The 13,912-nt window shown below is 69.5% G+C and carries 11 protein-coding genes and 1 tRNA gene; 5 read left to right on the forward strand and 7 right to left on the reverse strand.

The genetic code is table 11. The features are described from left to right. Positions 1–2: 2 nt before the first annotated feature. The 3 genes from recA (at position 3) to rny (ending at position 5,330) form a co-directional block, all read left to right on the forward strand. Positions 3–2,120 carry a recombinase RecA gene (gene recA, locus AAH979_RS02210; RefSeq protein WP_346256308.1) on the forward strand — a complete coding sequence of 706 codons (2,118 nt, stop codon included), beginning with the start codon at positions 3–5 and terminating at the stop codon, positions 2,118–2,120. A 24-nt stretch (positions 2,121–2,144) separates the two neighbouring features. Continuing rightward, positions 2,145–2,882, forward strand: a complete 738-nt coding sequence (locus tag AAH979_RS02215; RefSeq protein ID WP_346256056.1) for a regulatory protein RecX — start codon at positions 2,145–2,147, stop codon at positions 2,880–2,882. 672 nt (positions 2,883–3,554) lie between these two features. Further along, on the forward strand, positions 3,555–5,330 hold the full coding sequence (gene rny, locus AAH979_RS02220) for a ribonuclease Y (RefSeq protein WP_346256057.1): 1,776 nt from the start codon (positions 3,555–3,557) through the stop codon (positions 5,328–5,330). A gap of 322 nt (positions 5,331–5,652) precedes the next feature. Here rny and AAH979_RS02225 read toward each other — a convergent pair whose 3' ends face one another. The 5 genes from AAH979_RS02225 to AAH979_RS02245 form a co-directional block, all read right to left on the reverse strand. Further along, positions 5,653–6,651, reverse strand: coding sequence for an amino acid ABC transporter permease (locus AAH979_RS02225; protein WP_346256058.1), 999 nt, complete (start codon positions 6,649–6,651; stop codon positions 5,653–5,655). Positions 6,652–6,780: 129 nt separating this feature from the next. Next, entirely contained in the window at positions 6,781–7,491 is a 711-nt protein-coding gene (locus tag AAH979_RS02230; protein ID WP_346256059.1) for an amino acid ABC transporter permease, read from the reverse strand. 66 nt (positions 7,492–7,557) lie between these two features. Then, complete coding sequence (locus AAH979_RS02235; protein WP_346256060.1) at positions 7,558–8,448, reverse strand: glutamate ABC transporter substrate-binding protein; 891 nt, start codon at positions 8,446–8,448, stop codon at positions 7,558–7,560. Positions 8,449–8,511: 63 nt separating this feature from the next. Then, complete coding sequence (locus AAH979_RS02240) at positions 8,512–9,297, reverse strand: amino acid ABC transporter ATP-binding protein (RefSeq protein WP_346256061.1); 786 nt, start codon at positions 9,295–9,297, stop codon at positions 8,512–8,514. A 246-nt stretch (positions 9,298–9,543) separates the two neighbouring features. Then, a tRNA-Sec gene (locus tag AAH979_RS02245) sits at positions 9,544–9,639 on the reverse strand. 310 nt (positions 9,640–9,949) lie between these two features. Here AAH979_RS02245 and AAH979_RS02250 point away from each other — a divergent pair. Further along, the gene (locus tag AAH979_RS02250; RefSeq protein ID WP_346256062.1) at positions 9,950–10,432 is read left to right on the forward strand and encodes a hypothetical protein; all 483 of its coding nucleotides are present in this window, start codon (positions 9,950–9,952) and stop codon (positions 10,430–10,432) included. A gap of 97 nt (positions 10,433–10,529) precedes the next feature. Here the strand turns inward: AAH979_RS02250 and AAH979_RS02255 are convergent, their stop codons facing one another. Then, a complete protein-coding gene (locus AAH979_RS02255) occupies positions 10,530–10,778 on the reverse strand; it encodes a DUF2277 family protein (RefSeq protein ID WP_318395198.1) in 249 nt (82 codons plus the stop codon). Between the two features lie 80 nt (positions 10,779–10,858). Here AAH979_RS02255 and miaB point away from each other — a divergent pair, with 80 nt between their 5' ends. Beyond that, positions 10,859–12,352 carry a tRNA (N6-isopentenyl adenosine(37)-C2)-methylthiotransferase MiaB gene (gene miaB, locus AAH979_RS02260; RefSeq protein ID WP_346256063.1) on the forward strand — a complete coding sequence of 498 codons (1,494 nt, stop codon included), beginning with the start codon at positions 10,859–10,861 and terminating at the stop codon, positions 12,350–12,352. Positions 12,353–12,402: 50 nt separating this feature from the next. Here miaB and AAH979_RS02265 read toward each other — a convergent pair whose 3' ends face one another. Further along, a complete protein-coding gene (locus tag AAH979_RS02265) occupies positions 12,403–13,752 on the reverse strand; it encodes a cellulose binding domain-containing protein (RefSeq protein WP_346256064.1) in 1,350 nt (449 codons plus the stop codon). Positions 13,753–13,912 lie beyond the last annotated feature (160 nt).

Raw genomic sequence — 13,912 nt, forward strand, 5'->3', positions numbered from 1 at the left:
GCCTGACCGCAGACACCTACCTGTGGACCGACCGTGGACTGGAAACCGTGGCGGAGCTTTTCCAGCGGTGCGGCCAGCCGGCGAGTTGTACGAGCCGGGTCACCGACATCGGCGCTCTCGGCGTACGGATGGTCAACGAGCAGGGTGACCTGGAGCCGGTCGCGGCGCTCACCCACAACAACCGCAAGCCGGTCGTGAAGCTGACGCTGCGCTCCGGTCGGACGGTCACCGCGACGAAGAACCACCCGCTGCGGGTGATGACCGAGCGAGGCTTTATCGCGTGGCGGACGACCGGAGACATCCGGCCGGGCGACTTCCTGGTTTCCGCTACCTTCGGGGCGGTCGAGGCCGCCGGTGGCGACGGGCTCTCCGAGGACGAGGCCGTGTTGCTCGGCTACCTCGTGGCGGAGGGTTCGCTGAGCTACCAGCACAGCATTCGGTTCACCAACTGGGATCCGGAGGTGAGCGCTGAGTTCTCCCGGCTCATGGAGCAGCTCTTCGATGTCGAGGTGCGCAACTACGACAACAAGGAGTTCGTGGCGTCCGGTGGCGAGTTGCGTCGGCGCTTCGCCGAAGAATATGGCCTCGACTATGTGACCGCACACGGCAAGACGGTGCCATACCGGGTCCGTACCGCTGGTCACAAGATGCAGCGGGCCTTCCTGTCGGCGCTGTTCGAGGGCGATGGGTGGATCGACAAGAGTTCCACCATCGGGCTTGGCACCGCCTCCGAGCAGTTGGCCCGTGAGGTGCAGTTGATGCTGTACGGGCTCGGAATTCCGGCGACCGTCTCCGCGAAGTGGAACACGACGTACGAGCGGGACTACTGGACGGTGACGGTCAATCCGTCGGTCGCGCATCGCTTCCTGAACGAGGTCGGATTCCGCTCTGCGCGTCGGCGTGCTCAGGTCGAGCAGTGTTTCCGGCTCAGTCCTCGGGACGCCCAGTTCGAGAACATCCCGCATCTGCGCGGATTGATCCAGGATCTCCGTGACGACTGTGGGGGCGACCGGGACTTCGACCGGGTGGCCGGTGATCTCTTCCGGTCCGACATGGGGCTGGCCTGCTCGCGTACCCGGCTTTCGAAGATCATTGAGTGGGGTGAGCAGCGTTGGGACACGCTGTCGCTGTCCGGGCAGGCGATCATGATGCACCTCGGTCGGCTGGCCACTACTGACTACACCTACGAAGAGGTCGTGGCGGTAGCGGACGGCGGCCTCCAGCCGACCTTCGACGTGATGCTCCCGCAGACGCACAGCTTCCTGGCCAACGGTGTGCTCTCGCACAACACCACCGTCGCGCTGCACGCGGTGGCCAACGCGCAGAAGGCCGGCGGCATCGCCGCGTTCATCGACGCCGAGCACGCCCTCGACCCGGAATACGCGAAGGCGCTGGGCGTCGACACCGACGCGATGCTGGTCTCCCAGCCCGACACCGGTGAGCAGGCGCTGGAGATCGCCGACATGCTGATCCGGTCCGGCGCGCTGGACATCATCGTGATCGACTCGGTCGCCGCGCTGGTGCCGCGCGCCGAGATCGAGGGCGAGATGGGCGACAGCCACGTCGGCCTCCAGGCGCGGCTGATGAGCCAGGCTTTGCGGAAGATCACCGGTGTGCTCAGCCACACCGGCACCACCGCGATCTTCATCAACCAGCTCCGGGAAAAGATCGGCGTCATGTTCGGGTCGCCCGAGACCACCACCGGTGGTCGGGCGCTGAAGTTCTACGCCTCGGTCCGGCTCGACGTGCGGCGGATCGAGAGCCTCAAGGACGGCACCGACGTGGTCGGCAACCGGACCAGGGTCAAGGTGGTGAAGAACAAGGTCGCGGCGCCGTTCAAGCAGGCCGAGTTCGACATCATGTACGGCAAGGGCATCTCCCGGGAGGGCTCGCTGATCGACGTCGGCGTGGAGCAGTCGATCATCCGCAAGTCCGGCGCCTGGTACACCTACGACGGCGACCAGCTCGGCCAGGGCAAGGAGAAGGCCCGGGAGTTCCTCCGGGAGAACCCGGACGTGGCGGCCGAGATCGAGAAGAAGATCCTCGAAAAGCTCGGTGTCGGGGTGGCGGCCGGGACGGACGCGGCCGGCGGGCCGGAGCTGCCGCCGGTGGACTTCTGACGCCTCGACTGAGTCCACATCGACGTGGCAGGACGACGTGGTGCCCGTACGGGCCGGGGGTGGGACGCCGCCCCGTCGGCCCGTACGGGCGGCAGTGGCACCGGCCGCTCGCGCCGGTCAGGGGGCTCGGCCACCCCGTCCGGGCGGTGGCCGACCAGGGCGGTGGGACCGGACAACGACGCACCACCGGACGAGTCACCGACGCCGAGCGCTCCGCGTGACGAGGCGGAGCGGGCCCGGGAGATCTGCCTGCGCCAGCTCGCCGTGCGTCCACGCACCCGGGCCGAGCTGGCCACCGCGCTGGCCCGGCAAGGCATCTCCGAAGAGGTGGCCGCCCAGGTCCTCGACCGCTACGACGAGGTCGGCATCATCGACGACGCCGCCTTCGCCCGGGCCTGGGTGAGCAGCCGTCACCAGGGTCGGGGGCTGGCCCGCCGCGTGCTCGCCAACGAACTGCGCCAGCGCGGCGTGGACGCCGACATCGCGACCGAGGCGCTCGGCGAGCTGGACGAGACGACCGAGGCCGAGACCGCCCGGCAACTGGTCGATCGCAAACTCCGTACCACCACCGGTTCTCCTGAGGCGGTCTTCCGGCGGCTGGTCGGGATGTTGGCCCGGAAGGGCTATCCGCCCGGGGTGGCGATCCGGGCGGTCAAGGACGCGCTGGCCGAGCGGGACGCCGAGGCGGCCGAGTTCGCCGACCAGATCGACGCGGACGCCCTGGCCGAAGCCGGCACGGAACCCGACCGCGACGCTCTATAGCGCGCTCGGCGCGGCGGGCCAGCCGGGACCGGCCTCCTGGGGCGAGGACGCCCCGCGCTGCCGGCCTGGGAGCGCTTCCGTTCCGGTCACTGGACCGGTCTCGCCGGGGCCGGAGCGGAAGTCGGATTCCGGACTCGCCCCCTTATGCCCACCCTGATATCAGCTTGCCGTGAGCGTGTCGTCGCCCTAGGTCAGGCACCTGGCCGGATCATGAGTTTCTTGACCGAATGCCCCATCGCGACCTAGCCTCGCCTTAGACGAGTTTTCCCGACCATCGCAGGCTAAGCGCACAACATAGATCGCGTAACAGTACGGCATCACTTCAGGCCAGTTCATCGGCCAGATATTCGGTTACCGGACGGGCCGGTCCGGTAACCGCAGCACCATCAGCACCCGGTCGTCGGCGGTGTCCCCGGGGGGCACTGCCCGGTGGCCGTACCCTCGGCCAGCCGCCTCGGTCGGGCGTCGCGACAGCCGTAGGGCACGCCTCACCCACGGGCGTGGCACCTCCGGCGCTTGACGGCACAGGGGAGGCGGCCATGACCGAGCGGGCCAGGATCGGTAGCGGGTTCAGTCACGCCGGGGCTCCGGCATGAGCGAGCGACGCGAGCGAATCAGCCAGTTCAGTGCGGATGTGCCTCATGCCGGCACGCAGCGCAGCGGAGTGCCGGCATGAGCGGCCTCGAATGGGTCCTGCTGGCCGCCATCGTCGGGCTGGCCGCGCTGGTGCTCGTCGCGATCAGCCTGGGCGCCCGGGCGCTGCGCCGGATCGGGGCCGTGGCCGCCACGCCGCCGCCGGACGATCCCGCCTTCGTCGCCGAGAAGGACCGGCAGGAGCAGTCGCTGGCGGCGCTGCGTACCGCCGCCGACGAGGCGTCGTCGAGCGTTGATACGGCCAAGTCGGCCGCTGCGGCGGCCCGGGCCGACGCCGCCGCCGCGAAGGCCGAGGCGAGCGCCGCCCGGGCCGAGGCGCAGCGGGTCCTGGACGCCGCCCGGGCCGAGGCCGACACCGTACTGGACCGGGCGCACCGGCAGGCCGAGGCGGACGCCGAGCAGGTACGCGCGGCGGCCCGGCGAAGCGGCGAGCGAGAGATCTCGCTGCTCGCCTCCACCACCCGCGAACAGGCGGCCGAGGTGGAACGGCGAGCCCAGCGGATGGACGAGCGGGAGCGGCTGCACACCGAGGAGGTGGAGCGGCTCGCCGAACGGGAGCGCCGGCTGACCGCCACGGCCGCCGAGCTCGCGGCCCGGAAGGCGGCGCTGGTTGCCCGGGAGGCGGCGCTGGTCGAGGCGGAGGAGCTGCGGAAGCGGGAGCTGGAGCGGATCGCCGGGCTGACCGCCGACGCGGCCCGGGCCGAGCTGGTGGAGGCGATCGAGGGCCAGGCGAAGCGGGAGGCGGCGATCCTGGTCCGGGACATCGAGGCCGACGCCCGGAACACCGCCGAGCAGCGGGCCCGGCACATCGTGGTCGACGCCATCCAGCGGGTGGCCAGTGAGCAGACCGCGGAGAGCGTGGTCAGCGTGCTGCACCTGCCCGGAGACGAGATGAAGGGCCGGATCATCGGCCGCGAGGGGCGCAACATCCGGGCCTTCGAGTCGGTCACCGGGGTCAACCTGATCATCGACGACACGCCGGAGGCGGTGCTGCTCTCCTGCTTCGACCCGGTACGTCGGGAGATCGGTCGGTTGACCCTGGAGAAGCTGGTACTCGACGGCCGGATCCACCCGCACCGCATCGAGGAGGTCTTCGAGACCGCCAAGCACGAGGTGGAGCGGCTCTGCCAGCGGGCCGCCGAGGACGCTCTGGTCGAGGTGGGCATCACCGAGATCCACCCGGAGATGGTCAGCCTGCTGGGTCGGCTGCGCTACCGGACGTCGTACGGGCAGAACGTGCTCAAGCACCTGGTCGAGACGGCGCACATCGCCGGGATCATGGCCGCCGAACTGCGGCTGGACGTGCCGCTGATCAAGCGGTCCGCGTTCCTGCACGACATCGGCAAGGCGCTCACCCACGAGGTGGAGGGCAGCCACGCGCTGATCGGCGCCGACCTGGCCCGCAAGTACGGCGAGTCCGAGGAGGTGGTGCACGCGATCGAGGCGCACCACAACGAGGTGCCGCCGCAGACCATCGAGGCGGTGCTGACCCAGGCGTCCGACGCCTGCTCCGGCGGCCGGCCGGGCGCGCGCCGGGAGAGCCTGGAGGCGTACGTCAAGCGGCTGGAGCGGATCGAGGAGATCGCCGCCGGCAAGTCGGGCGTGGAGAAGGTCTTCGCGATGCAGGCGGGCCGGGAGATCCGGGTGATGGTCAAGCCGGACGACGTCGACGAGATCGGCGCGGCGGTGCTGGCCCGGGACGTGGCGAAGCAGATCGAGGAGGAGCTGACCTATCCGGGTCAGATCCGGGTGACCGTGGTACGCGAGTCCAGGGTCACCGAGATCGCCCGCTGACGCCCACGCCGAGCCCGGTGACGCCCGTCCCGCCGCAACCACACATCGGGGCGCACGCTACGGGTCCTGGCGCCGGTAGCACCGGACGGAAAGGGAGACTGTCGAGCTGCCCCGGCGGTGCACCCACCGACAGGACCTGACACGGCGCCGGTGGCCTTCGGCCCGGCGGGTGTGGTGGCGGCGCGGACAGGGTTCTGGCATCGGCGGATGGTGTGGCATGGAGAGACGGAAACGCCGGCCGCCACCTTTACGGTCGCGGCCGGCGTTCTCGTGTCCGTCGGGCTCCGCCCTCGAAGCAGCGGCGGAACTGGCGGGCTGGTAGCTACGCGCTGCCCGCGCCGGCCCCGACACCCACGCTGGCTCCGCCGGGACCGGCCTGCGGCATGATCGACGGCGGCGCGGCCTGGGTCGGCAGGCCACGGGTCTTGCGGGCCCGGGCCATCCGGCGCTGCACGTACTCGGCGAGCTTCGACAGCAGGTAGTTGATCAGGATGTAGATGGCGCCGACCACGGTGTACACCTGGATCGGGTTCTCCAGGTTGTCGATGATGACCCGGCTGACCCGGAGCACTTCCTCGTAGCTGATGATGAAGCCGAGCGAGGTGTCCTTGAGCACCACGATGAGCTGGCTGATCAGGGCCGGCAGCATGATCCGGAACGCCTGGGGCAGCAGGATCATCCGGGTGGTCTGGAAGGAACTGAGCCCGATCGCGTGCGCCGCCTCCCGCTGGCCGCCGGGCAGGCCCTCCATGCCGGAGCGGAGGATCTCGGCGATGACCACGCCGTTGTAGATGGTGAGGCCGATGACCAGGTACCAGAGGATGTCGCCGAGGTCGACGCCGAGGTCGGGCAGGGCGCTGGCGACGAAGAAGATGGTGATCACGACCGGCAGGCCGCGGAAGATCTCCACGCAGAACCGGGTGACCGCGTTGAGCACCCAGCCGAGTCCGCGCAGCGTCCAGGCGGCCGGGCCGGGCAGCCCCACGAACCGCCGCTGCTTCAGCGTCTTGAGCTGCAGCCGGAGCACGGCGAGCGCCGTGCCGAAGACGAGCGAGCTGACGATCGCCAGTCCGGCGGCGGTGAGGGTGGCGATGAAGCCGTCCCGCAGCCGCGCCCAGACCAGCGGGAACACCTCGTTGTCGGGGTCGACCAGTGGACCCCACTTCTCCATCGTGAACTGGCCGTTCTCGTCGAGCGGCAGGTAGATGAGGAAATATCCGAGGGCGGCGATGCCGACGACCGCGAACAGGCTCACGATCAGGGTGATCCGGCGGGCCCGTGGCCCCGGGGCGTCGTAGAGCACCGTCTGCTGGTTGCTCATGCCTGCACTCCGCTTCGTTCCGTGCCGCCATGAGGCACATTGGCGCTGAGTCCGACGATTTGCTCGCTGCGCTCGCTCATGCCGGCACCTCCTCGTTCACGTCGCCCGGCATCCGACTCTCCAGTGCGTTCACCGGGCCGCCACCGCCCGGCGCCGTTCGATCCGGTCGAGGAGGATGCCCAGCGGCACGGTCATCACCAGGAACCCCATGGAGACTCCGATGAAGACCGGGATGATCGGCTCGCCGAGCGCGCTGGTCAGGTTCTGCGCCGAGTTGGAGAGGTCGCCGACGACTCCGAAGAAGCCGGCGAGCGCGGAGTTCTTGATCATTGCGATGATCACCGAGCCGAGCGGTACGACCGCGGACTTCCAGGCCTGCGGCAGCACCACGTACCGCAGGTTCTGCCCGAAGGTGAGCCCGATCGCCCGGGCCGCCTCGGCCTGCCCCGGCGGTACGGCGTTGATGCCGCTGCGGATCGCCTCGCAGACGAAGGCGGCGGTGTAGACCGAGAGCGCGATGACGGCGAACCGGAAGTACGGCAGGTCGATGCCGAGCCGGGAGAAGATGCTGGACAGCCCGGGGATGCGCAGGAAGTCGGCGTTCGAGCCGAGCGCCGGCAACCCGAAGGCCGCGAAGAACATCACAATGGTCAGCGGGCTGTTCCGGAACACCGTCACGTACGCCGTGCCGATCCAGCGCAGTGGCGGCACCGGGGAGATCCGCATGACCGCGACCAGGGTGCCGAGCACCAGCGCCCCGATCGCGGACAGGATACAGAGCTGGAAGGTGAGCCAGAACCCTCCAACGAAGACGTCGAAGTGGTCGACGAGCACACTCACGGGCACGCCTCTCTCATGGTCACCTTCCAGCTCCTACCTCTCGCGGGTGGTCGATACCTGAGCTACTCAGTACCGGTTGACCGCCGGACCCTGCGGGACGGTCGGGTCGAACTTGCCCGCGGTGTCCTGCCAGGCCTTCGCGTACCGGCCGTCGGTGTAGATCTTCTCCAGGGTGGCGTTGATGAACTCGCGGAACGCGGTGTCGCCCTTCTTGACGCCGATCCCGTACGGCTCCTCGGTGAACTTCTCGCCGGCGAGCTTGAACTTGCCCTCGCTCTTGGCCACGTAGCCGAGCAGGATGACGTTGTCGGTGGTGACGGCGTCGACCTGCTTGTTGGTCAGCGCGTCGACGCACTTCTGGTAGCCGTCGAAGAGCACCAGCTGGGCGCCGGGGCTGGCCGGGTTGGCCAGGTACTTCTTGATGTTGTCGGCCGGGGTCGAACCCTGCACCGAGCAGACCTTCTTGTCGCCGGCCTTGAACGCGTCCGGGCTGGTGATGGAGCTGTCGTCGGAGCGGACCATGATGTGCTGCCCGGCGACGTAGTACGGACCGGCGAAGTCGATCCGCTCCTTGCGCTTGTCGTTGATGGTGTAGGTCGCCACCACGATGTCGGCCTTGCCCTGCTCCAGGACCTCTTCCCGGACCGCAGACGGGGTCTCGATGTATTCGATCTTGTCCTCGGCAATGCCCAGCTCACCGGCGATGATCTTGCCGATCTCGACGTCGAAGCCGGCCGGCTTGTTGTCCAGGCCCTTGAGGCCGAAGCCCGGCTGGTCGAACTTGGTACCGATGATGATCTTCTGGGCCTTGTTCAGCCGCTCCATGGTCGTGCCGGCCTCGAAGGTCTTGCTGCCGGCACCAGTGCCCGCGCCGTCTCCATCGTCACCGCCGCAGGCGGCCACGGTGAAGGCCAGTGCCGCGACCGCGGCCACCGCCGCCACTCGCGTGATGCGCATTGCTCTCTCCTTCTTCGACGGAGCGGCCAGACCCGAGGGGACGGTCCGCTCCACTGTGGATACCTAGTGGGTGAGGATTTTGGACAGGAAGTCCTTGGCCCGCTCGCTACGAGGGTTGGCGAAGAACTCGTCCGGTGCGGCGTCCTCGACGAGCTGGCCGTCGGCCATGAAGATGACCCGGTTGGCGGCGTGTCGGGCGAAGCCCATCTCGTGGGTCACCACCACCATCGTCATGCCGTCTCGGGCCAGCGAGGTCATCACGTCCAGCACCTCGCCGACCATCTCCGGGTCGAGGGCGCTGGTGGGCTCGTCGAAGAGCAACGCCTTGGGCTGCATGGCCAGGGCGCGGGCGATCGCCGCCCGCTGTTGCTGTCCACCGGAGAGCTGTGCCGGATATTTCTCGGCCTGGTTCGCGATCCCGACCCGCTCCAGCAGCTTCATCGCCCGGTCCCGGGCTGAGGCGGCCTTCTCCTTGCGGACCTTGGTCGGGCCGAGGGTGACGTTCTCGAGGATCGTCTTGTGCGCGAAGAGGTTGAACGACTGGAAGACCATGCCGACCTCGCTGCGCAGCCGGGCCAGGGCCTTGCCCTCGGCCGGCAGCGGCTGGCCGTCGAAGGTGATGGTGCCGGAGTTGATCGGCTCCAGCCGGTTGATCGCCCGGCAGAGCGTCGACTTGCCGGAGCCGGAGGGGCCGATCACCACGACGACTTCGCCACGGGCCACCGACAGGTCGACGTCCTGCAGCACGTGCAGTGGGCCGAACCACTTGTTGACCCCGTCAAGCCTGATGAGCGGTCGGTCGGTCGTCGTCGCACCGGCCACTTCGCCCGCGTCGCTCCGCTCGGTCATGCCCCCACCTGTCTCGTCCATGATCTGTCACACCGGATTCAGGCTGAATCGGTTACGCAACTCTAGGGGACCTGACGTGCTGGAATGTAATCGAGTTCATCACGGGGCGATAACAGCGACGACAAAGATCGTGACTGTCCGCTAAGGTCCGCCAACTCTGAGTAGTGATGCGCGCGCCGTCGTCCCACTTCCTTGAGGTGGGACGCCATGCGGAACCGGGCGACCGATCCGTCGCAGGGAAAAAGCTGGCGGAGGCGTACGGGAATCGAACCCGCCCGACCGAGCTGCTCGGTCGCATCGGTGTTGAAGACCGTGAGGACCACCAGGCGCCTGCCCGCCTCCAGGTCGGACTATATCCGTGCCCGAACTGTCCGGTGCCCGACCCCGCTGACCCGAAGAGACCACGCTGGGTGAGCGTGTCCGGCGAGCTGCGCCGGAACGAGCTCTCCCTCCTACTACAATAGGTAGTCAAGGGTCGTCTATTTCGGCGGATATGGTCACAGACCGGTAACTTAGCCGCTCTCGATCCGGTGTGGCCGGCACCATCGTGGGTGAGGCCGTTACACCCAGAAACCAGGGTGTCCGGCCCGACGGGGGATGCCCGACCAAGACCCGGCATCCAGCCACGAACGATTACGGCGAGGAGGCGGCAATGATCGAGCTGTGGAACTGGAGGACGGAGGGGCGGGTCGCCGCCTCGGAGATCCGCCTCGCGCTTGCCGACGCACTCGACGTACCGGTGCTGCCGCTCGGCGGGGTCGACCCGGCCCGGGTACCGGCCGGCGCGCTGTTGGTCGACGTCTGGCACCGTCCCGGTGACTTCCCGACCTCCGTCGACTGCTACGGGGTGCCGGCCGGGCTGCCGGAGGTGGGCGCCGTCGCGGCGTTCGCCCGCCGGCTCGGCCGGGCCTGCCTGCTGCCGGACGACACCCTGGACGCCGGGCGGCACCTGCTGGTCGCGGCGGACGGCACCATCCGGCCCGTGCACCACGACGTGCGGGACACCGAGGACGGCGAGATCCTCTCCGAGCAGCGGCTCTGCACGGTGCTCAGCCCGCGCTGCCGGGGCTGGTCGCCCTGCCAGCGGTCGCGCTGGGTACCGGACTCGGTGATCCCGGCGCTCGCCGCCGCCTGACCGTAACCCGCCGCCTGGCGGCTGGCCCGCCGTCTGACCGGCAACCCGCCGCCTGGCGGCTAGCCCGCCGCCTGACCGCCAACCCACCGCCTGGCGGCTAGCCCGCCGCCTGACCACCCTTCGCCGGCTGGCCGGTGCCGGAGCCCTTCACCACGAGCTGGTCGAGCAGGGTCCGAGTCGCCTCGGCCACGGCGGCCACCGCGGCGTCGAAGGCCGCCGCGTTGTGCGCGGCCGGGGCGCGGAACCCGGAGATCTTGCGGACGTACTGCAACGCCGCCGCCTCGATGTCCGTCTCGGTGACGACCTCGGCGTACGGCTGGCGAAGGGTCTTGATGCTCCGGCACATGGCGCTACCTTCCCGTCGAGGGGGAGTGGACGTCCCGGGGGAACGGGCTTCCCGGGTCCTGCGGATACTCTGTCACTGTCATGACTACCGCAGCCCTCGGCAGCCCGCGTACCTATCAGGTGCGCACCTACGGCTGCCAGATGAACGTGCACGACTCCGAGCGGATCTCCGGACTGCTGGAGCAGGCCGGTTACGTGCGTGCGGCCGACTCCGACGATCCGGACGTCGTGGTCTTCAACACCTGTGCGGTACGCGAGAACGCCGACAACCGGCTCTACGGCAACCTCGGGCACCTCCGGCCGGTCAAGGACAAGCGCCCCGAGATGCAGATCGCGGTCGGCGGCTGCCTGGCCCAGAAGGACCGGGGCGAGATCGTCCGCCGGGCGCCCTGGGTGGACGTGGTCTTCGGCACCCACAACATCGGCGCGCTGCCGGTGCTGCTGGAGCGGGCCCGGCACAACGCCGCCGCCGAGGTGGAGATCCTGGAGTCGCTGGAGGTCTTCCCCTCCACGCTGCCGACCCGGCGTGAGTCGACCTACGCCGGCTGGGTGTCGATCTCGGTGGGCTGCAACAACACCTGCACCTTCTGCATCGTGCCGGCGCTGCGCGGCCGGGAGAAGGACCGCCGCCCCGGCGACATCCTGGCCGAGGTACGCGCCCTGGTCGCCGAGGGTGTGCTCGAGGTCACCCTGCTCGGCCAGAACGTCAATTCCTACGGCGTCGAGTTCGGTGACCGGCTCGCCTTCGGCAAGCTGCTCCGGGCCACCGGCGAGATCGAGGGGCTGGAGCGGGTCCGGTTCACCAGCCCGCACCCGAAGGACTTCACCGACGACGTGATCGCGGCGATGGCCGAGACCCCGAACGTCTGCCACTCGCTGCACATGCCGTTGCAGTCCGGCTCCGACGACGTGCTCCGGGCGATGCGCCGGTCGTACCGGGCCGAGCGCTATCTCGGGATCATCTCCAAGGTCCGGGCGGCGATGCCGGACGCGGCGATCACCACCGACATCATCGTCGGCTTCCCCGGCGAGACCGAGGCCGACTTCGCCCGCACCCTGGAGGTGGTCCGGGAGGCGCGGTTCTCCTCGGCGTTCACCTTCCAGTACTCGAAACGCCCCGGCACCCCGGCCGCCACCATGCCCGACCAGCTGCCCAAGCAGGTGGTCCAGGACCGCTACGACCGGCTGATCGCAGCGGTCGAGGAGATCACCTGGGCGGAGAACCGCAAGCTCGTCGGCACCCCGGTCGAGGTGCTGGTAGCGGTCGGCGAGGGGCGCAAGGACGAGCGCACCGGACGGCTCTCCGGCCGGGCCCGGGACGGCCGGCTGGTGCACTTCGCCGCCGGCTCGTACGCGGGGAAGATCCGGCCCGGCGACATCGTGCACACCACGGTCAGCTACGCCGCCCCGCACCACCTGAACGCCGACGGGGAGCCGCTGGCCCACCGGCGTACCCGGGCCGGTGACGCGGCCGAGGCGGGGCGCGCGCCGCGTACCGGTGGGGTGTCGCTCGGGCTGCCCACCGTCGGCGTGCCGCCGCCGCTGCCCGCGTCCGCGGCGGCCTGCGACCGCTGAGGCGTGCGGACGGGCCGGTTTCCTCCGGCCCGTCCTGCCACCCGGTCCGCTCAGAGGCCGATCCGGCCGGTGCCGGCACCGCTGGTCACGATCGACTTCACCCCGCTGGCGCTGTCGAGCTGGTACGAGTACGGGATGCCGGCGACGCTGCCGCCGGTCTGCCCGCTGCCGGAGTTGACGAAGTGGTTGTTCCGGGCGACCAGGCTGCCCGGACCGGAGTCGCCCTCACCGAGGTGGTACGGGTCGTCGGTGTTCTCGAAGTAGTTGCCCTCGACGAGTACGCCCGCCCCCTCGGTGGACGCGACGCCGTAGCCCCCGATGTTGTTGTAGTAGTTGTTGTAGACGTGCACCGGGTTGCCGAACCGGACCCGGGGGTGCCGCTGCTGCGAGCCGTCGAACCAGTTGTGGTGGTAGGTGACCCGCAGGTGGCCCCGGTCCTGGCTGGCGTTGTCGTCGCTGTGGCCGAGCAGCATGGACTTGTCGTGGCCGTAGACGCGGTTCCAGGAGATGGTGACGAAGTCCGAGGCCCGCTTCACGTCGACGGCGCCGTCGTACCCGTCGGTGAAGCTGTTGTGGTCGATCCAGATGTTGGTGGCCGACTCCTGGACGTTGATGGCGTCGTCGTCCCAGCCACGGAAGTTGATGTTGCGGATGATGACGTTGCGGTCTCCGTTGATGTTGAGTCCGCAGCCCGAGATGGTGGCGTTGGCACCGACCCCGACGATGGTCTTGTTGGAGCGGACCCGGAGCATGCCGGAGCAGGAGATGGTGCCGGAGACCCGGATCACGGCGGCGCTGCTGGAACCGACCGCGCTGGTCAGGGCGGATGCGCTGGTGACCGTGGTGGCGGCGGCGTTGCCGCCACCCGTGGTACCACCGTTCTGGGTGGCCCAGCCGACCAGCCCGGTCTGCGGCGGCAGTGTCGGTCCGGTCGTCGGATTGTTCGGAGTGGTCGGCCCCGGTGTACCCGGGTTGGTGCCGCCGGTGCAGGTCACGTCGTTGACGCTGAAGCTGGTCGGCGCCGGGTTGCTCGACCCGGTGAAGGTGCCGTTGAACCCGAACGAGACGCTGGCGTTGGTGGCGACGCTGCCGTTGTAGCCGACGTTGGTCGCGGTGACCTGGCTGCCGCTCTGCGACACGTTCGCGTTCCACGCCTGGGTCACCGTCTGCCCGGCGGAGTAGGTCCAGCGCAGCGTCCAGCCGTTGAGCGGGTCGCCGAGGTTGGTGATGGTGACGTTGCCGCCGAAGCCGCCCGGCCACTGCGAGGCGACCGAGTAGCTGACCTGACAGCCGACCGCGGCGTGTGCGGAGACTGCCGTGAGCACACCGGCTCCGGCGAGCGCGGCGGTGGTGGCGGCAGCGGTGAGAATCAGCGCCGTCCGGCGCCGTCGTGCGAGCATCGTGCTCTCCTTCTCGTTCGGACGCACCGCGCGCACCGCCGGTCAGCTCCGGTGCCGTGCCCGGCGGCTCCCGGTGACCGGCCGACCCGCGCCGCGGATCCAAACCGTGTTTCGAGACGATGGCTCCCACGCTCGCGCCCACCCGAGGCAAGCGCTTTCC

Source organism: Plantactinospora sp. ZYX-F-223, from assembly GCF_039649625.1.
GTDB lineage: Bacteria > Actinomycetota > Actinomycetes > Mycobacteriales > Micromonosporaceae > Plantactinospora.

Coding starts and splice junctions, on each gene's coding strand:
- rny (WP_346256057.1), top strand. CDS start 3,555: ATGAGCGGCCTCGAATGGGTCCTGCTGGCCGCCATCGTCGGGCTGGCC.
- AAH979_RS02225 (WP_346256058.1), bottom strand. CDS start 6,651: ATGAGCAACCAGCAGACGGTGCTCTACGACGCCCCGGGGCCACGGGCC.
- AAH979_RS02235 (WP_346256060.1), bottom strand. CDS start 8,448: ATGCGCATCACGCGAGTGGCGGCGGTGGCCGCGGTCGCGGCACTGGCC.
- AAH979_RS02240 (WP_346256061.1), bottom strand. CDS start 9,297: ATGACCGAGCGGAGCGACGCGGGCGAAGTGGCCGGTGCGACGACGACC.
- AAH979_RS02250 (WP_346256062.1), top strand. CDS start 9,950: ATGATCGAGCTGTGGAACTGGAGGACGGAGGGGCGGGTCGCCGCCTCG.
- AAH979_RS02255 (WP_318395198.1), bottom strand. CDS start 10,778: ATGTGCCGGAGCATCAAGACCCTTCGCCAGCCGTACGCCGAGGTCGTC.
- miaB (WP_346256063.1), top strand. CDS start 10,859: ATGACTACCGCAGCCCTCGGCAGCCCGCGTACCTATCAGGTGCGCACC.
- AAH979_RS02265 (WP_346256064.1), bottom strand. CDS start 13,752: ATGCTCGCACGACGGCGCCGGACGGCGCTGATTCTCACCGCTGCCGCC.